The organism is Microbacterium sp. T3-8 (assembly GCF_055398145.1).
The window spans coordinates 712,717-732,988 of record NZ_AP027918.1 but is presented as its reverse complement, the minus strand read 5'-3'; the positions used below and the strand labels follow the sequence as shown (position 1 = coordinate 732,988).

23 protein-coding genes are annotated in these 20,272 nt (G+C 67.7%); 6 read left to right on the top strand and 17 right to left on the bottom strand.

Annotation, left to right across the window (positions count from 1 at the left end; translation table 11 throughout):
* Positions 1 to 23: 23 nt before the first annotated feature.
* Complete coding sequence (locus tag ACZ5Y9_RS03550) at positions 24 to 353, bottom strand: hypothetical protein (protein WP_464472305.1); 330 nt, start codon at positions 351 to 353, stop codon at positions 24 to 26.
* A gap of 104 nt (positions 354 to 457) precedes the next feature.
* Here ACZ5Y9_RS03550 and ACZ5Y9_RS03545 point away from each other — a divergent pair, with 104 nt between their 5' ends.
* Entirely contained in the window at positions 458 to 847 is a 390-nt protein-coding gene (locus ACZ5Y9_RS03545; RefSeq protein WP_464472304.1) for a TM2 domain-containing protein, read from the top strand.
* A gap of 48 nt (positions 848 to 895) precedes the next feature.
* Here the strand turns inward: ACZ5Y9_RS03545 and ACZ5Y9_RS03540 are convergent, their stop codons facing one another.
* From ACZ5Y9_RS03540 to ACZ5Y9_RS03525, 4 genes are all read right to left on the bottom strand, one after another.
* On the bottom strand, positions 896 to 1,225 hold the full coding sequence (locus ACZ5Y9_RS03540; protein WP_247623684.1) for a hypothetical protein: 330 nt from the start codon (positions 1,223 to 1,225) through the stop codon (positions 896 to 898).
* Between the two features lie 214 nt (positions 1,226 to 1,439).
* Positions 1,440 to 1,562 (bottom strand): hypothetical protein, encoded by a 123-nt coding sequence (locus ACZ5Y9_RS03535; protein ID WP_464472303.1) that lies wholly within the window; start codon positions 1,560 to 1,562, stop codon positions 1,440 to 1,442.
* 79 nt (positions 1,563 to 1,641) lie between these two features.
* A complete protein-coding gene (locus ACZ5Y9_RS03530) occupies positions 1,642 to 2,148 on the bottom strand; it encodes a hypothetical protein (RefSeq protein WP_464472302.1) in 507 nt (168 codons plus the stop codon).
* A gap of 53 nt (positions 2,149 to 2,201) precedes the next feature.
* Complete coding sequence (locus ACZ5Y9_RS03525) at positions 2,202 to 2,597, bottom strand: hypothetical protein (protein WP_464472301.1); 396 nt, start codon at positions 2,595 to 2,597, stop codon at positions 2,202 to 2,204.
* An 87-nt stretch (positions 2,598 to 2,684) separates the two neighbouring features.
* On the opposite strand from ACZ5Y9_RS03525, the gene ACZ5Y9_RS03520 reads away from it, so the two are divergent.
* On the top strand, positions 2,685 to 3,047 hold the full coding sequence (locus tag ACZ5Y9_RS03520; RefSeq protein ID WP_440748331.1) for a UBP-type zinc finger domain-containing protein: 363 nt from the start codon (positions 2,685 to 2,687) through the stop codon (positions 3,045 to 3,047).
* A 37-nt stretch (positions 3,048 to 3,084) separates the two neighbouring features.
* On the opposite strand, the gene ACZ5Y9_RS03515 is transcribed toward ACZ5Y9_RS03520, so the two are convergent.
* Both ACZ5Y9_RS03515 and ACZ5Y9_RS03510 read right to left on the bottom strand, forming a co-directional pair.
* Positions 3,085 to 4,005, bottom strand: coding sequence for a ketopantoate reductase family protein (locus ACZ5Y9_RS03515; protein ID WP_464472300.1), 921 nt, complete (start codon positions 4,003 to 4,005; stop codon positions 3,085 to 3,087).
* Between the two features lie 16 nt (positions 4,006 to 4,021).
* Positions 4,022 to 4,933 carry a DMT family transporter gene (locus ACZ5Y9_RS03510; RefSeq protein ID WP_464472299.1) on the bottom strand — a complete coding sequence of 304 codons (912 nt, stop codon included), beginning with the start codon at positions 4,931 to 4,933 and terminating at the stop codon, positions 4,022 to 4,024.
* A gap of 79 nt (positions 4,934 to 5,012) precedes the next feature.
* On the opposite strand from ACZ5Y9_RS03510, the gene ACZ5Y9_RS03505 reads away from it, so the two are divergent.
* Complete coding sequence (locus tag ACZ5Y9_RS03505) at positions 5,013 to 5,936, top strand: LysR substrate-binding domain-containing protein (protein WP_247957509.1); 924 nt, start codon at positions 5,013 to 5,015, stop codon at positions 5,934 to 5,936.
* Here ACZ5Y9_RS03505 and ACZ5Y9_RS03500 read toward each other — a convergent pair whose 3' ends face one another.
* Complete coding sequence (locus tag ACZ5Y9_RS03500; RefSeq protein WP_464472298.1) at positions 5,937 to 6,887, bottom strand: manganese catalase family protein; 951 nt, start codon at positions 6,885 to 6,887, stop codon at positions 5,937 to 5,939. It lies immediately after the preceding gene.
* A gap of 182 nt (positions 6,888 to 7,069) precedes the next feature.
* On the opposite strand from ACZ5Y9_RS03500, the gene ACZ5Y9_RS03495 reads away from it, so the two are divergent.
* Positions 7,070 to 7,639: a sugar O-acetyltransferase gene (locus ACZ5Y9_RS03495; RefSeq protein ID WP_247633120.1), complete on the top strand. Its 570-nt coding sequence runs from the start codon at positions 7,070 to 7,072 to the stop codon at positions 7,637 to 7,639.
* Positions 7,640 to 7,659: 20 nt separating this feature from the next.
* On the opposite strand, the gene ACZ5Y9_RS03490 is transcribed toward ACZ5Y9_RS03495, so the two are convergent.
* Positions 7,660 to 7,956: a hypothetical protein gene (locus ACZ5Y9_RS03490; RefSeq protein WP_464472297.1), complete on the bottom strand. Its 297-nt coding sequence runs from the start codon at positions 7,954 to 7,956 to the stop codon at positions 7,660 to 7,662.
* 97 nt (positions 7,957 to 8,053) lie between these two features.
* Here ACZ5Y9_RS03490 and ACZ5Y9_RS03485 point away from each other — a divergent pair, with 97 nt between their 5' ends.
* Positions 8,054 to 8,353 (top strand): DUF7882 family protein, encoded by a 300-nt coding sequence (locus ACZ5Y9_RS03485; protein WP_464472296.1) that lies wholly within the window; start codon positions 8,054 to 8,056, stop codon positions 8,351 to 8,353.
* A gap of 104 nt (positions 8,354 to 8,457) precedes the next feature.
* Here ACZ5Y9_RS03485 and ACZ5Y9_RS03480 read toward each other — a convergent pair whose 3' ends face one another.
* The 8 genes from ACZ5Y9_RS03480 to ACZ5Y9_RS03445 all read right to left on the bottom strand — a co-directional run bounded on the left by ACZ5Y9_RS03480 (position 8,458) and on the right by ACZ5Y9_RS03445 (position 19,362).
* Positions 8,458 to 10,602 (bottom strand): endonuclease/exonuclease/phosphatase family protein, encoded by a 2,145-nt coding sequence (locus tag ACZ5Y9_RS03480; protein ID WP_464472295.1) that lies wholly within the window; start codon positions 10,600 to 10,602, stop codon positions 8,458 to 8,460.
* A 222-nt stretch (positions 10,603 to 10,824) separates the two neighbouring features.
* Positions 10,825 to 11,559, bottom strand: a complete 735-nt coding sequence (locus tag ACZ5Y9_RS03475) for a GntR family transcriptional regulator (protein WP_464472294.1) — start codon at positions 11,557 to 11,559, stop codon at positions 10,825 to 10,827.
* 41 nt (positions 11,560 to 11,600) lie between these two features.
* Positions 11,601 to 13,847 (bottom strand): exo-beta-d-1,3/1,6-glucosidase, encoded by a 2,247-nt coding sequence (locus ACZ5Y9_RS03470; RefSeq protein ID WP_464472293.1) that lies wholly within the window; start codon positions 13,845 to 13,847, stop codon positions 11,601 to 11,603.
* Entirely contained in the window at positions 13,847 to 14,878 is a 1,032-nt protein-coding gene (locus ACZ5Y9_RS03465) for an ABC transporter permease (RefSeq protein ID WP_464472292.1), read from the bottom strand. The genes ACZ5Y9_RS03470 and ACZ5Y9_RS03465 overlap by 1 nt, the downstream gene beginning before the upstream one ends.
* A 1-nt stretch (position 14,879) precedes the next feature.
* On the bottom strand, positions 14,880 to 15,968 hold the full coding sequence (locus ACZ5Y9_RS03460; protein ID WP_247633127.1) for an ABC transporter permease: 1,089 nt from the start codon (positions 15,966 to 15,968) through the stop codon (positions 14,880 to 14,882).
* A complete protein-coding gene (locus ACZ5Y9_RS03455) occupies positions 15,965 to 16,771 on the bottom strand; it encodes an ABC transporter ATP-binding protein (RefSeq protein ID WP_336641151.1) in 807 nt (268 codons plus the stop codon). The genes ACZ5Y9_RS03460 and ACZ5Y9_RS03455 overlap by 4 nt, the downstream gene beginning before the upstream one ends.
* Positions 16,768 to 17,592, bottom strand: a complete 825-nt coding sequence (locus ACZ5Y9_RS03450) for an ABC transporter ATP-binding protein (protein WP_247633129.1) — start codon at positions 17,590 to 17,592, stop codon at positions 16,768 to 16,770. The genes ACZ5Y9_RS03455 and ACZ5Y9_RS03450 overlap by 4 nt, the downstream gene beginning before the upstream one ends.
* A gap of 102 nt (positions 17,593 to 17,694) precedes the next feature.
* Positions 17,695 to 19,362, bottom strand: coding sequence for an ABC transporter substrate-binding protein (locus ACZ5Y9_RS03445; RefSeq protein ID WP_464472291.1), 1,668 nt, complete (start codon positions 19,360 to 19,362; stop codon positions 17,695 to 17,697).
* Positions 19,363 to 19,488: 126 nt separating this feature from the next.
* Between ACZ5Y9_RS03445 and ACZ5Y9_RS03440 the strand changes: the two genes are divergently transcribed.
* Entirely contained in the window at positions 19,489 to 20,169 is a 681-nt protein-coding gene (locus ACZ5Y9_RS03440; protein ID WP_247624736.1) for a TetR/AcrR family transcriptional regulator, read from the top strand.
* Positions 20,170 to 20,272: the final 103 nt, after the last annotated feature.

The window sequence follows — 20,272 nt, the reverse complement described above, 5'->3', positions numbered from 1 at the left end:
CTCTATGCCGCGGGGAGAGGCATTCAGATTGCGTCGAGATCGAGGTGCGCCTCCACTGTGCTGATGGTCTTCCCCATCGCGCGTGCGTAGTGGATTTCACGACGAGTCGCTTCTCCGATGTAGCCGCCCTCGCTCACAATGCGAACGTCGTCGGCGAGGTCAATCCGCCTCAGGTGCAGCTCACCAAGAGCAGCGCGCATAGTCATCGTAATTTCGCCGCTCACTGCTTCTGGAGCGAGCACGATTATGCCGAGTGCGGTCAGTCGTCTCCGCTCGGAGTCAAACAGGTCGGGAAAGCGCAGCGAACCGCAAAGGCACACCACCCTCGGGCTCTCGATCCCCTTGCGCCTCATACGTTCAGTCTGCCCCAGAGCCACATCGGGACGGATATCCTTCCGACGCCCTAAACGACGTGGGGCCGCCCGCTCACTGCTCTCAGTGCCGATAGATTCAGTTCGTGACTTCTCCGAACACCACACCTCCCACCGCCGGCTGGCATGTCAATGCACGCGGACAACAGCAGTGGTGGGACGGAACCTCATGGGGACCGATCGCTCCGCAGCATTCGGCGCCGACACCGATCAAGACCCGAACTGCCGCGAACCTGTTGTGGCTATTTCTCGGCGGATTCGGGGCTCACCGCTTTTACCTCCGCAGGTCCAGCACCGCGTGGATGTTCCCGGTGATGGCGATCACGCAAGCGATCTTCCTCGCCAGCGGGCACCCCACGTCACGCAACATCGGACTCTGCATCCTGGTCGTGCTCGTGGGGTGGCTTTTCGTCGATCTTTTCCGCATCCCCATCCTTGTCGACAACGCCAACGGAGTCGCGCGTCCTCTTTACTGATCGCCCCACCCCTGGGGTATGCCGTCGCCAGGATTCGTCAACGCTAGATCAGAAGGCAACCAGGAGACGTAGGAACCCGAGGGGCCCTGCGGCAAGAACGACGACCAGCACGAACAGGCCACTGATCACGAGGGCGGCGAGAGCGACCCCGCGCGGCCGCGATCTCCGGACGGTCGCGATGACGCTCAGGATGAGGGCAATGACACCGACGCGCATGAGCATCAGGGCGCCTACGGGGTCCAGCCATCCGTAGGGCATAAGTGACGGCAAGGACAGCAACGACAGGATCAGTGCGCTCCAGGCGAGCGCGCCCAGCGGCTTCGCCGGCCGTGCAAACTCGTCGGCTGTGTTGATCCCGCCGACCTTGACGTCACGCATCAGGCCCCCTTCAGCGGACCGCGGTCGACAGCATCAGGAACAGCGCCCCAGGCCCCCGAAGAAGACGGCGAACGTGATCGTCGATACGAGGGTCAGCCACAGCCAGCCGAGCCGCCGCTCTGCGCGCCTCTGCAGAGACATCATGTTCGGGTGCGGTCATGCCCGTTCCTCTCCCCCTGAAGCTCCGAACCTAGCAGTGCCCCGACACGAACCCTCAGCGCCCTCGAAGATGGGGAGGGACCTTGCGCTGAAGAAGGCCGACCAACTGCGGGTCCATGAAGTCGAAGTCATCGGGGATGCCGAGCACGACGATCCGCACATCACGCAGGTGTGGCATGAACCGTCTGCTGATCTCGCGCCGTCGGGTAGGTAGTCATGGTGTCGTGTCTAGCATTGGTTTCTCGACGGGTACGAGGTTAGTGCCAGTGGGCTTCGAAGAAACACTCACCGGCGACGACGATCGCCTCGTCGGGGTGAGCGATCGACGCCGATTCGGCGGCATCGATGACCTCCGTCAGACTGCCCTGGGCGACGACGAACCCTCTGCTCGAGGCGGGGGTCCTCTGGTAGCCGGGGCTGGGGTCGTGACGGAAGGCCCACGCTCCGCCACCACGCGCTCCAGTCCACGGCCAACCCGTATTGTCGACGGGCCACGCTGCGGTGACCTCGCCCGCTTGCATGAGTCCGACGCGCTGACCGATCAACAGCGAGTTGTACCCCAGGCTCACATGGCTGTCCAGCTGCTCGAGCGTCGCGTAGTCCGCCAGGGTCTGCGTCGCGTGCGTCAAGAAGATCTTCCGCTGAGGTGGGGAGTCATCCTGCTCGCGAGCTCGCGTCCAGGGGAGCGCTGCGATGAAGAAGAGCGGCTCGTCGACGGTGATGTCCGTCAGCTGCTCCATGACCGTGCGCGTCTGATCCACCATTCTCCTATCCTTCTCGATCGGAGGCCGCTCAGCGGGTGCCTCGCTGCGAACGCTCAATCGGCCGCGGTCAGCAGCAGGAACAGTGCACCCATTCCTCCGAGGAAGACCGCGAACATCACCGTCGACGCGAGAGTCAACCACGCGGAGAACCGGTACCTGCGATCCGCGCGATCGACGCCTCGCCTCGATGCGGTGATCGCGACGGCCACGACGACGGATGCCGAGATCACCCCGATACCCGCACCGATCGGGAACCTGAATCCCCAGATCTGAGGAAAGAGGAACGAGGAAGTGTTCGTCTCGCCGACGCCTCCGATGATCGCGAAGATCAGCGCGATCACGTTGAGACCCGCGAGCGGCCACACCCATCCGTACTTCGCGCGCGCGAGGGCCAGCCTCGCCGCCTCCGTCCGCTCTTCCTCGGAGACGTCACCCTCGGTTGCGGTCATGCGCGTTCCTCCCCTGTGCAGGTCCGAACCTAGCAGTGGCCCCAGGAGGGCCTGTCCAAGCGGCGAGGGAACCGCGATGATGGCGGCATGACGACAGATCCCGAGATGATCGACGTGACAGTGCCTCCCAGCGGTACGGGGTGCGTGGAATGCGATGAGACCGGCTCGTGGTGGGTTCACCTGCGACGGTGCGCCGCATGCGGACACATCGGATGCTGCGACGACTCCCCGAACACGCACGCGACGAAGCACTGGCAGGAGACCGGCCACTCCGTGATGCAGAGTTTCGAACCCGGGGAGGACTGGTTCTGGGACTTCCGTGACGAGACCGCTTTCGATGGCCCGTCGCTCGCCGCACCGACGAGCCATCCCGAATCACAGGCCGTTCCCGGTCCGAGCGACCGGCTTCCCGCCGACTGGATGGACATTCTCAACGGCGGTGGACGCTGAGGGGGAGCGCCGAGCATCTCCGGAGTTGGTGGTTGCGCTACACGTGGATCGCGTCGAAGATGCGCAGCTTGACCGTTGCCGCTTCCAGCAGTGGCGTGGCGATTTCGTGTTCCGCTCCGCGGAAGAGAAGGCTGCCGAGGATGGTTTCTCCCTCAGTGCGACGGCGTGCGGCGAAGTCGCGGTACATCGACGTGGTGAACCCTGATCCGGGTTGGGTGAGGATTGCCCGTGTTCGGGAGAGCGCGGCCGCGCGGGGGGAATGACCCTCCGCCTGTTGGATGGCGGATGCCTCGTCGATGATGCGTTCGATCGACTGGAGTCCACCGGGAGTGCTGACGATCTGGCCGACGGAGCCTCCGAGCAGTGTCGTGGCGGCACCTCCCGCAGCCATGAAATGCCACTTCTCCCACATGTCCTGAATGATCGAGTCAGACACGGATGACTCGAGCGCCGCGGGGGCGAACGAATTCGCGATGCGTGAGACTCGGTCCGTCATGTGGCCGTCGAGCTCTCCGAACCCGATGGACGCGCCGGGTGCGAGAAGCGCGATCTCTTCGTGTTCCGTGAGTTCCGCCGCGACGACGGCCACACCACCGAGCACGTGTTGACGCCCGAATCGGTTACTCAGAGTTTCGAGGTGGTCGATTCCGTTGAGGAAGGGGAGGATCGCGGTGTCGCGCGTGACGGCGGGGGAGATGTCGGCGAGCGCACCGTCGAGCGCCGTGGCCTTCACCGCCAGGAGAATGAGGTCCCACCCGACTCCGAGGCTGTCGGCGGTCACTGTCGTCACATGCGTGGTTTCTCGGCGGCCCTCCGGGTCGATGATGACAAGGCCTGTGGCGAAGAGCTGTTCCGCCTTGGCAGGGCGGACGAGGAAGGTGACATCGGCGCCCGCGGCGATGAGCTGGGATCCGAAATACCCACCCACTGCTCCGGCGCCCACGATGAGGATGCGCATGCGTGTTCTGCTTTCCTTATTCGGCCGCGATCGAGCCGCGGACTTCTCGACGGGCTTTCGTACGTGCAAGTATCCGCGGCACCTGGGAGATGGTGATCACTCCCGCGATGACGACCAAGCCCCCCAGCAACTCGGACAGGATGGGCAGCTCGCCGAGCCACACCCAGGCGATGAGCACCGCGACGGGAGGTACCAGGTACAGAAGGGATGTCGACACGGCAACAGGCATCCGGGCGACGGCATAGGCCCAGAGGACGAACCCCGCCGCGGACGGCAGCAGACCGAGATAGATCGCCGCAAGCCACGGCGCGAGTCCCCCCGTGAGAAGCGCGTCGATATCGAACGGCACGAGGGGAAGCGTCATGATCGTGCCGGCGATCATCGCGTAACAAGCGACCTCGATACTGGTGTACCTCTTCAGCAACGGACGCTGCAACGGATGATAGATGCCCTGCACGACTATCGCGGCGACGACGATCCAGACCGCAGCGGAGAGAGATACGCCTGCACGCGCAAGACACACGAGGGCTACTCCGGCGAGAGCGATGACGCTGCCGACGACCGTGACGGGCGAGATTCGTTCGGAGAACAGAACACGGGCGACCACGACGGAAACGAGCGGCGCCGCCGCGACGATGATGCTCGCTGTGCCCGCAGGGACGTAGAGCTCCCCCCAGTTCAACAGCAACTGGTACACGGCCACGCCGAAGAATCCGCATGCCGCGATCCAGCCGAGATCCTCGCGCCTCGGAAATCGCGCCTTCACAACCACCGCGACGATCAGAAGAGCGACCGCAGCTACTGCCAACCGTGCGAACGACAGCCCGATGACGCCCAGCGCGGGCGCGGCAACTCGGATCGCCGGGAACGCCGACGCCCAGAGAACGACGACGAATAGTCCCGCGAGGAGTGCTCTGTTGACTCTCATGCTGTCAGCGTGCCAAAATCGCACGTTAAGCACTACTGACGATCTGTGACTAATCACCTAAACAAGACTTACTAATAAAATGATTGATGTTCGCAAGCTTCGATTGCTCGCCGCTCTGCAACGCCTCGGCACGATCGCGGCCGTTGCCGAGGAAGTTCACCTCAGCGCACCGGGCGTCTCCATGCAGATCACCGCTCTCGAGAAGGAGCTGGGGATCGCGCTGACCCGCCGACAGGGACGCCGGCTGACGTTGACCGCCGCGGGTTCAGCACTCGCGAACCACGGGCACGACATCCTGGGTCGGCTCTCACTCGCGGAACTCGAGGTGGATGCTCTGAGAGCGGGAACTGTGGGGCGCTACACGCTGTCCGCCTTCCCCTCCGCCGCGCGAACCCTTGTCGCCGACGCGTATCGAACACTGTTGTCGGATGCCGGTTCCGCATTGGATGTTCACCTCACGACGGCCGAGCCCAGCGTTTCCATCAGTGCGCTCGCCGCCGGAGACGTCGACCTCGCCGTGGTGCACTCCTACTCCAACGTGCCCCGCGATCTTCCGAGCAGTGTGGACGTCCGATTCCTCGGCAGCGAACCCGTGTGGCTGGCAGTGAGCGCCCCAGCGCACTCAGCGGCGGCCACTGCCACGCTCTCCGACTACGCGTCCGCGGCGTGGATCGCGCCCACATCAGACGTATCGTGCTTCGACATGATGGAACGTGCCTGCGGCCTCGCCGGCTTCCGTCCGCGGATCGTCGCTGAGTCGATGGACTTCGCCGTGCAGCTCGAGCTCGTCGCTGCCGGAGTGGGGGTGGCTCTCGTCCCCGCCCTTACCGTCGCCGCGACGCCCGCCGGCGTCAAGCTGCTCGAACTCGACGCACCCGTCACCCGCAGCATCCACCTCGTCACGCGCGCCTCCGATCGCGCCGACCCCGGACTCGCCAACCTCGCGGCCCTGCTCGAGCAAGCATCCACCGACTGGCTTTCGAGTCGACGTCTTCCCTCTTAGTTACGTCATCCGCCCGAACGTCGCATCGATGTCGGCCATCTCCATCGCCGCGGTCGCCTCGGTGAGCTTGCGCAGCTCGTCGTCGGCGCCCGGTGAGAACTCCTCGGGGCGCTCCGGCGAGATGGTCATCGGGAAACCCTCGGGCGCCTGCTCGCTCGCGTCGAGCTCGGTGCCGTCGTTCGACGGCGATGCGCCCTGGAAGATCTTGCCGGCCTCGGACTGCGCCGTGAGGTCGAACGAGTAGTTCTTGCTCTGCAGACCGAGGTCGAGGAGCTTCTTCACCTCCGGGAACTGCTCGGCGTTCGTCTTCGGGATCGGCAGCGACGTCCGCCAGTTCACACCGAGGGTCTCGAGCGCCTTCGCGTAGGCGTTCTCGTGCGCCTGGTCGCGCACGATGAGGTACGAGATCGTCGTGCGCGCGGTCTTGTTGTCGGTCATCTCGTACAGCCGGCACTTCTGCAGCCGCCCGGTCGATTCGAGCATGAGGTTGTAGAGCAGGTCGAGCACGAGATTGCCCGAGTTGTACACGTAGCTCCCCGACCACGGGTTGCCCACGGCATCCACCGGCAGCGCGCCCTGCGCGCCGACGAGATAGTGGTGGATGTTGCTGGTGTCGACGGCGATGCTCAGCGGCGTCGCGCCGCCGGCACCCGGCTGATCCACCGGGTCGGTCGGCTTGCCCTGGTACTTCGGCGAACCGTCGAGGAGCCGGGAGATCGTGGTGCCGATCAGTTCGACGTGGCTGATCTCCTCGGTGCCGATCCCCTGGATGAGGTCCTTGTACGGCTTGCCGTCGGGGCCGCGGAAGTTGATGCTCTGGAACAGGTACTGCATCATGGTGCGCATCTCGCCGAACTGACCGCCGAGCCCCTCCTGCAGCGCGTTCGCCGCTGCGGGATCCGGCTCGTCCGCCGCGATCTCGTTGATGAATTCCTGCACGTGGAAATACATGGTGCGCCTCCGTCGGCTCCGTGGGGTGTGCACTCACCGTGCGCCCCCGCGGCGACTTCACCGCGCCCCTCGACGGATGCCCCGGCACGACGTACCATGCCCCCTCATCGCGAGGTCGCCCCATCGGAGCGTGTACCGACAGGGCATCCCTCATTCGCGCGCCGCGACCTACGGTGGGTCGCATGAACCTCACCGACCTCCTCACCCTCCTGAACGCCGGGGAGACCATCCCCGGCGGATCACCCGGCCACGCGGTGATGCACGAGACGAGCCAGGAGGCGCTCCGCATCGCCGGCGAACTCAACACCGGATACCACGAGCCCAACCGTGTGCGAGAACTCCTGGGTGCGCTGATCGGCACACCCGTCGATGACACGGTCACGCTGTTCCCGCCGTTCACCGCGGACTTCGGCAAGAACATCTCGATCGGCAAGCGGGTCTTCATCAACTCCGGGTGCCGCTTTCAGGATCAGGGCGGGATCACGATCGGCGACGACAGCCTCATCGGTCACAACGTGGTGATCGCCACACTGCAGCACGGCATCGACCCCCGCCGACGCGCCGACCTCCTCCCCGCTCCCGTCACCATCGGGCGCAACGTGTGGCTGGGCGCGAACGTCACCGTACTCCCCGGCGTCACCATCGGCGACGATGCCGTCGTCGGCGCAGGCTCCATCGTCACCAAAGACGTGCCCGCCGGGACGATTGCCCTCGGCTCCCCGGCCCGGGTCGTCCGCACCATCGGCGAGTGACGGCGACCCCATACGCGGCGTCAGCCGAGCGGCTCGGGGTCGAAGTCGTAAAGGCCCCCGTAGGGAAAGGCGTCGTTCCCCGTGTCACGGGGGTCGTGCTGCACCGTCTCGGTGGAGATCACGACGCGGGAGCTCGGGGTGATGAGAACCTTCACCCGCCGATTCCCCACGACGACGAACTCGACGAACGCCGCGGGTCCGCTCGCGGCCGTCTCGATCTGCCGCAGGAGCACGTCGAGGTCTTGTTCCTGGGCGAGGTACGCGCTGACGCCGTCGATCAGGATCTCTGTTCTCTCCATCGTTGGCATGCCGTCCATCCGGGCACGATACGCCCGCGCCGACCCGAGCGCGACCGGGGTTGCGCGCGCACGGATGACCTGCGAGAGACGACCGGTGAGGACGTATGGTTGCTCCATGGGAACCCTGGAGTACAACAGCGCCCGCCCTCCGATCGAGATCGATGATCGGACGCTGGCGCATCTGAAGATCGTGATCGGCACGAAATTGCGCCGCCAGGAGAGTTTCATGATGACGTGGCTCCCCGAGGCGAAGAACCCGGCCGGCCGGTTGACCATCTGGATGCATCCGAGCATCCCTCTGGTCCTCTCCTTCGACGAGGCGGCTCTGCCGCCGATCGACGGCCGTCGCATCGAGCGCCTGATGGAGTCGCTCAATTCGCGAGGAGAACTGGTCCTCGACCAGCTCGAGGACTGACCCCGCCGAACCACCCCTTCACGAACGAGCGACCCCCTTCCGCACGGCGCGAAAGGGGGTGGCTCGCACTGAGAGGGGTGGCTCAGCGCCAGGGACGGATGCCGTTACGACTGACGCATCCGGCGGCGCACCATCAGCCCCGCGCCGACCAGCAGCGCCAGAACCGCGGCCCACACCGCCGGCATCAGGATCTCTCCACCGGTCTGCGCGAGCGCCTCGCCACCGGCATCCGCACCCGCGCTCGGCGCCGCGGTCACGGTGACGGCGGCGGTCACCTCGGTGCCGTCCGGCAGGATCACGACGAGCGTGTGCGCTCCGGCCGGAACGGATGCCGGGATGGTGACGGTCGTCGAGAAGGCTCCCGCGTCCGACGCGGTCACCGTACCGAGAGCGACCGGCGTGGAGCGTAGCTCGAGCTTCAGCTGAGCGCCCGCCGCGAAGCCCGCGCCGCTGACCTTTAGGCTTCCGCCCGCGACCACGCTCGACGATCCGAGCACCACCGCCGGAGCATCCGAACCGGGCACCTCCGCAGCGGTCACGGTGACCGCAGCACTCGTCGCCTCGGCCGGGACGTATCCCTCGAGAGTCCCGCCGACGCGCACGGAGAGCGCACGACCTGCGAGGTCCGCCGGGATCGAGAAGGTGGCCGAGGTCGCACCCTCGATGGCCGCGCCATCCGCCAGCCACTGGAACGAGAAGGCGGTGCCCGCGGTCCACTCGCCGGTCACCGCGGTGACCTCGGCGCCGACCGTCGCCGTGCCGGTGATCGACGGCGTGCCGACGACGAGCTCGCCGAGCTCGGGCTCCGCCGCCTGGCAGGCCTCGCCGCAGATCACGAAGTCGGACTGCAGGCCCTTGTGGTCGCTGGTCCACAGCGTCTGCGGGGTGAAGATCTCCTCGTCCGAGACGGGCAGGGCGCGGGCGCCGCGCACGATGTCGCCCTTCGGTCCGACGATGCGCGTGCCCGTCAGGGTGAGGCGGTCGTCCGGCGCGAAGAAGATGTAGTCGATCCGGTCGCGCTCGTCGGCCTCGGGCGCCCAGGCGAGCTGCGAGACGCTGACGTTGGGGGTGTCGGCCGGCCACGTGAAGCCCGGGTGGGTCACGGGGTCGGGGTACACGGCGCGGTACGCGTCGACGAGACCGCCGTCGCGCAGGATGCGGGAGGTCTGCCACGGGGCGACGACCCCGTTGTGGTCGTAGAGGTTCGCCGTGCTCTCGGTCCAGTCGAGCACCGACGGCTCGTTCATGTCGGCGCCCATGATCGTGAGGCGTCCGGCCTCGCGCTCGTTCGCCATGTCGGCGGTGAGGGCCGCAGCGGATGCCGGTCGCCCGGATGCCTCGTTCGCCGCGAGGATCTGGGGCACGTCGGTCACGGGACCGCTCAGCTTGTTCCACCCGCGCCACTCGGTCGGGAACCCGGAGCCGAGCACGTCGCCCGCGTATCCACGGGGAAGGTAGGTGGCGTAGTAGCGGTACTCGAGGTGGCCTCCGTACGCGGCGATCTGGGTGTCGCCCACCTGCACGATCGCCTTGGTCCATCCGCCCTGGGTGCCGGGCGTCGTGACGACGCCCACGTCGACGATCGGATAGCGCGAGATGACACCCGCGCTGCCGCCCGTGGAGTGGAAGTCGAAGCCGAGGTCGCGGGCGACGGCTGCTGCCGCGCTCTGCGCCTCCTCGACGAAGATCAGGTCGGCGCCGATCTCGGCGAGCATCGTCGCGTCGGTGGTCTTGCCCCAGACGTTGAGCTGTACGACCGACAGGTCGATCGGCTTCGTCGGGTCGACCTCCGGGCCCTCACCGGGCTCTCCGGTGCCCGGCTCTGCCGCGATGGTGAACGTCGCCGGCTCGCTGACGCGGGAGTAGCCGTCGTTGTAGAGGTACTCGACGCGGTAGCTACCTGCGGCGAGCGGGTTGCCCGCACGGTCGTTCGTAGGCAGCTGCACGGTGCCGGTCGCGCCGGGCGCGTACGCCCAGGCCATGCCGCAGGCGTCGCAGGGCTCGGGCCGGGACTCGGGGTAGATCGCCAGCCAGTTCGTGGCCGTCGGGCGATCGGTCGAGTAGGCGACCGAGAGGGTATCCCCGACGGCGACGTCGGAGCTTTCGAGGGTGATCTCGGATGCCGCGGCGGCGGTTGCGGGCGACGCGGCGAGCAGCGGCGACACGAGGAGCGCCGCGGCTGCGGCGAGTGCGGCGAGCAGGGACGCGCTCCGACGACGGCGCACCACGGGGGGAGGTGACGAGGACATGTCTGACGTGATCCTTCCGGGAACAGTGTCGGCGTCCCCGACGGGACGCCCATCGGAGGTCGTGATCGCCTCCTGTAGCGACAGAACAGCCGCAAGATGACCGGTCGATGAACGCGATTCGTCCGAACGGCGACGGCTGCGGCATCCGCTCCGAATCCGGGAGCCCACGATGCACAGTTGTACAGCCAGGACCACGGATGCCGTGGGCCGAGGTCGAGCCGCTCAGCCCAGCTCGCGCGTGAGCGAGTATCCCTGCAGCGACGCCTGCATCTGGAACGACATGACATCCGGGAGGTAGCGGTCGTCGCCCGCCTCGATCGCACGACCGTCGGCGGAGTAGCTGACGCGATTCACGCGCAGGAGCGGACTCGAACGCCTCACGTCGAGCAGACGGGCGTCTTCGCTGGGAGCCGCGATCGCATCGATCGTCTGCTCGCCGTGCACCATGCGCACGCCGCGCGATTCCAGCGCACCGACCACGGACGGCTCGTCGGGCGACAGCTCCTCGATGATCGGGGCGATCCACGACGGATACGCGGTTCGTTCGAGCATGACGACGCGCCCGTTCAGCGATCGCAGACGCACGACCTCGAGCACCTCGCCGATGCCGCGACCTCCCCGGAAGCGGCGCACCTCGGTCGCGGTCGCCGGGCGGCGCTGCTGCGTGAGCACGTGCCCGCCGGGTTCCATGCCGCGGCTCGATGCCCACTGCGCGAACGACCGCATCTCCGAGAACCGCTGGCTCTGCACCGTCGTGCGCACCAGCCAGCCCGAACCGCGTCGCGGGGCGATCGCGCCCTGCCGCGCCATGAGCACGAGCGCGTTGCGCACGGTGCCGCGCGAGACCTCGTAGTCGGCCGCGAGATGAGCCTCCGAGGGCAGCATCCCGGTGGCGTCGAATGCGCCCTCGGCGATCTGGATCGTGAGGTCGCGGGCGATCTCGCGATATCGATGCACGACGCCAGGTTATCCGCCGTGCGCGTACCACCGCCGGACCGTCATTCCACCGTGAACCCCGCCCCGAGCAGCTTCTCCTCGCGCGACGAGGGGCCGACCAGCAGGGCGAACTCCCCCGGCTCCACGACCCGCACGCCCGCGGCATCCACGATCGTGCAGTCGGCCACCGGCACCTCGACCCGCACACGTTCAGACGCACCGGGTGCCAGGTCGACCTGGCGATAGGTCTTGAGCTCGCGATCGGTCCAGCTGACGCTCGTCACGGCATCCCGCACGTAGACCTGCACCGTCTCGCGAACCGGCCGCGAACCCGTGTTCGTCACCGTCACGTGCCCGACGACGATGTCGCCGAGGCCGAGCGACGAACGCTCCAGCGCGAGGTCCGAATACGCGACCGTCGTGTACGACAGCCCCTCGCCGAAGCCCCAGGCCGGCGCCTGCGTGAGGTCGGCGTAGCGATCGCCGTGCTGCCCGCGGATCTGGTTGTAGTACGTCGGCTGCTGGCCGACGTGCCGGGCGAACGAGATCGGCAGACGGCCCGACGGCTCGACCTCGCCCGCGATGATCTCGGCGATCGCACGGCCGCCCTGCATGCCCGGGCTCGCGGCCCAGATCACGGCGGCGGCCTGCGAGACGGATGCCGGCAGCACGAGCGGCTTCGACGCCATCAGCACCACCACCACGGGCCTGCCGGTAGCGATCACCGCGTCGAGCAGGGCGTTCTGCCCGCCGATGAGTTCGAGCGTGGCGGTCGAACGGCCTTCGCCGACGAGTTCGATGCGGTCTCCGACGACGGCGACCACGACATCGGCGGCCTCCGCGGCGGCGACGGCCTCGGCGATCAGCGCCTCATCGGGGGCGCACGGCTTCACGATGCGCGGGCGCGGCTGCCCGTCGGGGAACAGCGCTCCCTGCGGGTCGTCCTCAAGGGTGAGGATGTCGGCCCCGCGCGCGTGCGAGACCTCCCAGCCCCCGACACCCGAGAGCCCGTCGAGCACGGTCGTGATCATCTCGCGCGGCTGACCGTCGAGCCATCCGGCCTGGCCCGACCCTCCGGCCCAATCGCCGAGCTGCGTCTGCGCGTCTTCGGCGAGCGGACCCACGACCGCGACCTTCGTCGGCGCCGCGGCATCCAACGGCAGCACGCCGTCGTTCTCGAGCAGCACGATCGACCGGCGCGCGATCTCGAGGTTCAACTCGGCGTGCGCGGCGCTGCCGACGATCTCGTCGAGGTCATCGCGCGGCAGACGCGGGTCCTCGAACAGCCCCAGCTCGAACTTGAGGGTGAGGATGCGCGCGGCGGCGTCGTCGAAGGCATCCGCCGGCAGCAACCCGCGCTCGACGGCCTCGAGCGCGCCCTCGAAGAAGCGCGGCGTCGTCATGATCATGTCGTTGCCGGCGCGCGTCGCGGCGGCCGAGGCGTGCGCATAGTCGGGCTGCACGTGCTGCTCCCACACCATCCGACCGACGTTGTCCCAGTCGGTGACCAGGGTGCCGGTGTACCCCCACTCGCCGCGCAGCACGTCGGTGAGCAGCCAGTCGTTGGTGGTGATCGGGATGCCGTCCATCGTCTGGTATCCGAGCATGAACACCCGGCAGCCCTCGCGGGCGACCCGCTCGAACGGCGGCAGGAACCACGAGCGCAGCTTGCGGCGCGAGATGTCGGCCTCGCTGGCGTCGCGCCCGCCCTGCGTCTCGGAGTAGCCGGCGAAGTGCTTCGCGGTCGCGAGCACCGCGGTCGGGTCGTCGAGACCGTCGCCCTGGTAGCCGCGCACCATCGCCGAGGCGAGCTCGCCGATGAGGAACGGGTCCTCGCCGAACGACTCGTCGACTCGGCCCCAGCGCAGATCGCGGGCGATGCACAGCACGGGGGAGAAGGTCCAGTGGATGCCGGTGACAGCGACCTCCTCGGCGGTGGCGCGGGCCACGCGCTCGACGAGCTCGGCATCCCACGAGGCGGCCATGCCGAGCTGGGTCGGGTAGATCGTCGCCCCCGGCCAGAACGAGTGGCCGTGGATGCAGTCCTCGGCGACCAGCAGCGGGATGCGCAGGCGGGTCTGGGCGGTCAGGTCGTTCGCGCGCAGGATGCGCTCGGGCGACGTGTGCAGGATCGACCCGGCGTGACGGCGCAGGACGTGGTCGTCGAGATCGTCGCGCGCGTCGAGCTGCAGCATCTGCCCGACCTTCTCCTCGAGCGTCATGCGCCCGAGGAGGTCGGCGACGCGCTCGTCGATCGAGAGGGCGGGGTCCTGGTACGGCAGAGCCGTGGTGAGGGTGGGAGAGGTCATCACTTCGCGTTCCGGGTCAGGATGGTCGAGGAGTTCTGCGTGGTCGTATCGTCTCGGGTCGAGCTGGGCGGAGCATCCGTGTTCGCCATCGGGATGCTGCGCACCGCCGTGACGGCATCGTTCACGTCGAGCCCCTTCTTCTTCAGCGCGCGCGCCCGCTCGCCCGCTGAGCGCAGGCGCGGGTTGACGTACTCGTCGATGCCGAAGTTGATGAGCGACAGGGCGACGCCGATGATCGCGATGCAGAGCCCGGCGGGCACGTACCACCACCACAGGCGCGGGAACGCGCCGTTCTGCTGGGCCCAGAACAGGATCGTTCCCCAGTTGAGGTTGTTCACCGGGATCACCCCGATGAACGCGAGCGTCGTCAGGCCCAGGATCGCGGCGGTCACGGTGCCGACGAAGCTCGACGCGATGAGCGCCATGAGGTTCGGCAGCATCTCGACCGTGATGATCCGGCGCAGGGGCTCGCCGTTGGCGCGCGCCGCCTGGATGAAGTCGCGGTTGCGCAGCGACATCGTCTGCGCGCGCAGCACGCGCGCACCCCACGCCCAGCCGGTGAGGCCGAGCACCGCGGCGATGAGGATGATCGGCGGGTTGTCGAACTGCGAGGCGATGATGATGATCAGCGGGATGCCGGGGATCACCAGGAACACGTTCGTCAGCGCCGACAGCGACTCGCTCTTCCAGCCGCGCAGGTAGCCGGCGATGACGCCGATCGTGATCGCGATGACCGTGGCGATCGCGGCCGACAGGAAGCCGACCACGATGACGCCGCGGGTGCCGAAGATGATCTGGCTGAGCACGTCCTCGCCCATGTGCGTCGTGCCGAGCCAGTGCTCGAACGACGGCGGTTGGCGCAGCGCCGAGCGGTCTTTCTGGGTCGGGCCGTAGGGCGCGATCCAGTCGGCGAGGATCGCGATGAGCACGAAGATGCCGAGGATGATGAGCCCGGCGATCGACTTGCGGTTGCGGAACATCGCGAACGCCTGCGAGAGCTGCGACCAGAAGGTCTTGCGTGTATCGGTCATCTCAGGCCTCCGTCTGGCGGGTGCGCGGGTCGAGGTACGCGTAGACGACATCGGCGAGGATGTTGGCCGCGAGCACCGAGAGCGTGATCACCAGGAAGACGCCCTGCATGAGAGCGAAGTCCTTGGCGTTGGTGGCGTCGAGCAGCAGCTTGCCGAGGCCGGGGTAGCTGAAGACCATCTCCATGACGATCGTGCCGCCGACGATGAAGCCGATCGAGAGCGCGAAGCTCTGGATCTGCGGCAGCACCGCGTTGCGCGCGGCGTATGCCCACAGCACGCGCCGGTTCGGCATGCCCTTCGCCTGCGCGACGGTGATGTAGTCCTCGTCGAGCACGGTCAGCATCATGTTGCGCATGCCGAGCATCCATCCCCCGAGCGACGCGATGATGATCGTCATCGCGGGCAGCGTGCCGTGCATGATCACCTGGCCGATGAAGTCGAGGCTCCACTCGGGAGACTGGCCCTTGTCGTAGGCGTGCGACGACGGGAACCACTTCAGCGTCGACGAGAAGATCGCGATCGCGATGAGCCCCAGCCAGAAGTACGGGATCGTGTTGAAGAAGGTCGTGATCGGGATGAGCGCGTCGAGCCTGCTCCCCCGCTTCCAGCCGACGATCGCGCCACCGACGGTGCCGATGAGGAACGAGATGATCGTTGCGAGGCCCACCAGGCCCAGCGTCCACGGCAGGGCGGCGGCGAGCACCTCGCCCACCGGCCGCAGCCCGTGCAGCGTCGAGATGCCGAGGTCGCCGCGGAACAGCATCCCCCAGTACTCGATGTACTGCTGCCAGATCGACTTGTCGCTGTCGATGCCGAGAAGGATACGCAGCGACTCCGCCGCCTCCGGGCTGACGTTGCGGTTGCGCGCGAGGTACGAGCTGACCGCGTCGCCCTTCATGAAGCGCGGCAGGAAGAAGTTGATCGTGATCGCGGCCCAGAGGGTGAACAGGTAGAAGCCCGCGCGCCCGAGGAAGAAGCGCCAGGCGACCGGGCGTCGCCCGCGCTCGGCCGTCGTCGCGGTCGTGCCGACCTCGAGCGCGTCCTGCTGGATGAGGTCGTTGTCGTCGAGCTGGGGGAATGCGGTGCTCACAGCGCGCCTCCGTTCGCGGATGCCGAGGCGAAGTGCTTCTCGGGATCGGGGGATGCCGCGCGCAACTCGCGCGTGTAGGGGTCCTGCGGGTTCAGGATGACGTCGTCGGCGGTGCCGTACTCGACCACGCGCCCCTGGTTGAGCACCATGATCTCGTCGCTGAAGTGGCGCGCGGTGGCGAGGTCGTGCGTGATGTAGAGCACGCCGAGCCCCTCTTCGCGCTGGAGGTCGGCGAGCAGGGTGAGCACCCCGAGGCGGATCGAGACGTCGAGCATCGACACCGGTTCGTCGGCCACCAGGATCGACGGACGCGAGGCCAGCGCGCGGGCGATCGCGACGCGCTGGCGCTGGCCGCCCGACAGCTCGTGCGGGCGGCGATCGATCACGGCATCCGCATCGAGACGGACGCGCGCGAGCAGGCGCCGCACCTCGTCTTCGGTGTCCTTCTTCGGCACGACGTCGTCGAGGCGGATCGGCCGCTCGAGGTGGTAGCGGATCGAGTGGTACGGGTTGAGCGAGGCGAACGGATCCTGGAAGACCATGCGCAACTGCTGGCGGTACCGCCGCAGGCCCGTGCCGCGTCGCGGCACGGGTGCGCCGTCGAGCAGCACCCGACCGCTCGTGGGGGTCTCGAGCTGCGTGAGGATCTTCGCGATCGTCGACTTTCCGCTGCCCGACTGACCGACGAGGCCGAGCGTGCGCCCCGAGTCGAGGGTGAAGCTCACGTCGTCGAGAGCGGTGATCTGCCCGGCGCCGCGCACCGTGTAGGTCTTGGTGATGTTCTGGAACTCGAGGGTGGTCATCGCACCAGCACCCCTCTCTCCCCGGTGAGCCGGGGGAACGACGACAGCAGCGTGCGCGTGTACTCCTGCTGCGGCTGCCGCCAGATCTGCTCGGCGGTGGCGAGCTCGATGATCTCTCCCTCGCGCATGATCGCGATCCGGTCGCTGATCTCGAGCAGCAACGGCAGATCGTGAGTGATGAAGATCACCGAGAAGCCGAACTCGTGCCGCAGCTGCGAGATCTGCTTGAGTATCTCGCGCTGCACCAGAACGTCGAGCGCGGTGGTCGGCTCGTCCATCACCATCAGCTGCGGACGCAGCGCGAGCGCCATCGCGATCATCACGCGCTGGCGCATGCCGCCCGACAGCTCGTGCGGGAACGAGCGCACCCGCTGCCGCCCGACCTTCACGATCTCGAGCAGCTCCTCGGCCTCGGCCCGGCGCTGGCGGCGGTTCATGTCGGGGCGGTGGATCTCGAACACGTCCTCGAGCTGCGACCCGATCGTCGCCACCGGGTTCAGGGCGTTCATGGCGCCCTGGAACACCATCGACACCTTGTCCCAGCGGAAGCGCTGCATCGCATCGACGTCGAGGGAGTTGATGTCGACATCCACACCCGATGCGTCGTGGAACGTGACGTCGCCACCGGTGATCACGGCCGGCGCCCGCAAGAGACGCTGCACGCCGTACGCGAGCGTGGTCTTGCCGCATCCGCTCTCGCCGGCGAGACCGAGGATCTCGCCGCGCTGCAGTTCGAGGGTGACGTTCTTGACCGCCGCGACGGGCGGATCGACGTCGTACACGACCGAGAAGTCGCGCACGGTGAGGAGGGGGTCTGGCATGGGGGTTCCTTCGTGGGGCGTCCTTCGTCTCGTCGCTCCGCTCCTCGCTCAGGAACCGGTGCATGGCGACCGGTCCCTGAGCGAGCGGAGCGAGACGAAGGGCTACTTGGCGGGCTTCAGCTTCGTGAGGATCTGCACGATGTTCTGCTGCGTCGGGTCACCCGAGGCGTAGGGGTCCTCCTCCGACGGCCAGCCGACGTAGTTGCGCGTGTTGTACTCGCCCAGCAGCGGGTGCGCACCGAGCGGGATCGCCGGCACCTGCTCGACGAAGATCTTCTGCAGCGTGTCGAGCGATGCGGTGCGCTCCTCGTCGGAGGAGGCGTTCGCGTAGGTGTTCAGCGCCTCGGTCGCGGCGGGGTCCTCGAACCGGCCGAAGTTGAAGCCGGCGATGCCCTCCGGGGAGATCCAACGCGGGTCCATGGTCGAGGTGTACAGGCCGTAGGCCGTGCCGCTGTCCTCGAGCCAGTGGATGATCGCCGAGAACGTGCCGTTGTCGCGCGGGTCGGCCCAGCCGCCCCAGTCGGGCATGTCGATCTTGACCTCGGCGCCGATGGACTCCTTGACGTCTTCGGCGATGAGCTCCTGCGCGGTGTTCCAGTCGCTCCAGCCCGAGGGCACCGAGAGCGTGAACGAGACGGGCGTGCCGTCGGGGTCGACGAGCGCGTCGTCCTTCCACGTGTAGCCCGCGCCCTCCAACAGGTCGCGCGCCTTCTCGGCATCCACCTCGTAGTTCTGGCCCGCGAACTCGGGCTGGATCTCGTCCTCGAGGATCGACGACAGACCGGTCACCGACCACACGGGCTCGCTCGCGCCCTCGCGGGCGATGTCGACGTAGGCGTCACGGTCGATCACCCAGGCGAGCGCCTGACGGAACGCGGGGTCGTCGAACGGCTTCTCCTGCAGGTTCATGAACAGCGTCGCCGATCCCGTGGTCGGGGCGACGAAGAACTTGTTGTGCTCGGGGTCGGCCGAGAGGAACTGCTCCTCGATCTGCGGGATGAAGGCCTGCGCCCAGTCCGCCTCGCCCTGTGCGAGGGCGGTGGTCAGCGCGGTGTTGTCGCCGTACGAGACGTAGTGCAGCTCGGGCACGGCGAGGTCGCCGCCCCAGTAGTCGTCGCGGGCCTCGAGGGTGACCGACTCGGTCGACCAGTTCGAGAGGACGTAGGGGCCGGTGCCCACGAGGTCATCGCCCGTGACCGGGTCGGTGGCCGGCTCGTCGAGGTTCTCCCAGATGTGCTTCGGCACGATCGGCACGTGCAGCACGCGCGCCTGGTTGACGTACTTCGACTCTCCGAAGGTGAGGGTCACGGCGTCGCCGTCGACGGTCGCCCCCTCGAACTTCAGGCCGGCGGTGTCGAGCGCGGGGGTCGAGACGAGCTCGTAGGTGAAGACGATGTCGTCGGCGGTGAAGGGTTCGCCGTCGCTCCAGGTGACGCCCTCGCGCGGCACGACCGTGAGCTGCGTGTAGTCGTCGTTCCACTCGATGCTCTCGGCGAGCCACGGGGTGACGCCGCGGTCGCCGGTCTGGTTGACGAGCCCGAGGGTCTCGAAGATGACCTTGCCGTACCCGTACTTCGAGGCGGCGGAGTCGCCGACGTAGGGGTTGTTCGACTCGGTGGTGATCGCGCCGTCGGGCTTGGCGATCGTGAGGGCGGCGGAGCCGGCGCCGTCACCGGCATCCGATGATCCACCGGACGAGCATCCGGCGAGCGCGGTGGTGCCGAGCGCGGTGACCGCCGCGAGGGCGATCAAGGACCTTCTGAGCTTCATTGCTTCTCCTTGGGGGCACGGGTCATTGTGCTGCGTTGCCGTCGAGCGGTCGGTCGATCGACGGCGTCGTGATTTGCTTACTGGCGAGAAAGTAAGCTTTCGTGAGGTTACCTACTGGTGAGTAAGATGGCAAGCCTGAACACCAACGACGGGGGTCCCGTGAACGAGAGCAGCGAGAAGTCGCGGGTGCGCCCGGCGACCCGCGCCAAGCGCGAGCTGATCCTCCAGGCCGCCGTCGAGATCTTCGGCAACAAGGGATCGACCAACGGCACCCTCGCCGATGTCGCCGAACAGGTGGGCATGACCCACGCCGGCGTGCTCCACCACTTCGGCTCGAAGCAGAAGCTGCTGCTCGAAGTGCTCGCCTATCGCGACCAGACCGACGTGGCCGACCTCGCCGAGAAGCACATCCCGGACGGGCCGGAGCTGTTCCTGCACCTCGTGCGCACCGCGTTCGCCAACGAGCTGCGCCCCGGCATCGTGCAGGCGTACACCGTGCTCTCGTCGGAGTCGGTCACCGACCACCACCCCGGACGCGAGTACTTCGAGGAGCGCTACACGACCCTCCGCCGCGAGGTGACCGCCGCGTTCCACGAGCTCTGCGCGCAGGAGGGCGTCACCGCACCCGACACGATCGCCGCGGCATCCGCCAGCATCCTCGCCGTGATGGACGGCCTGCAGCTGCAGTGGCTGCTGCACCCCGACCTCATCGAGCTCGGCGAGACCAGCGCCTTCGCCATCCAGGCGATCGTCACCGCGGTGCTGCGCCCCGGCCCCGCCCTCGAGACCTACGTCGCGGGCGCCTGACCCGGGCGACCCCGTGCACTGATCGGTGCGAAACGCCGGTTCTGGAGGCTCACCCCCGACGTTCTGCACCGATCGGTGCACCAGGCGCGACCCGCTCGCCGCC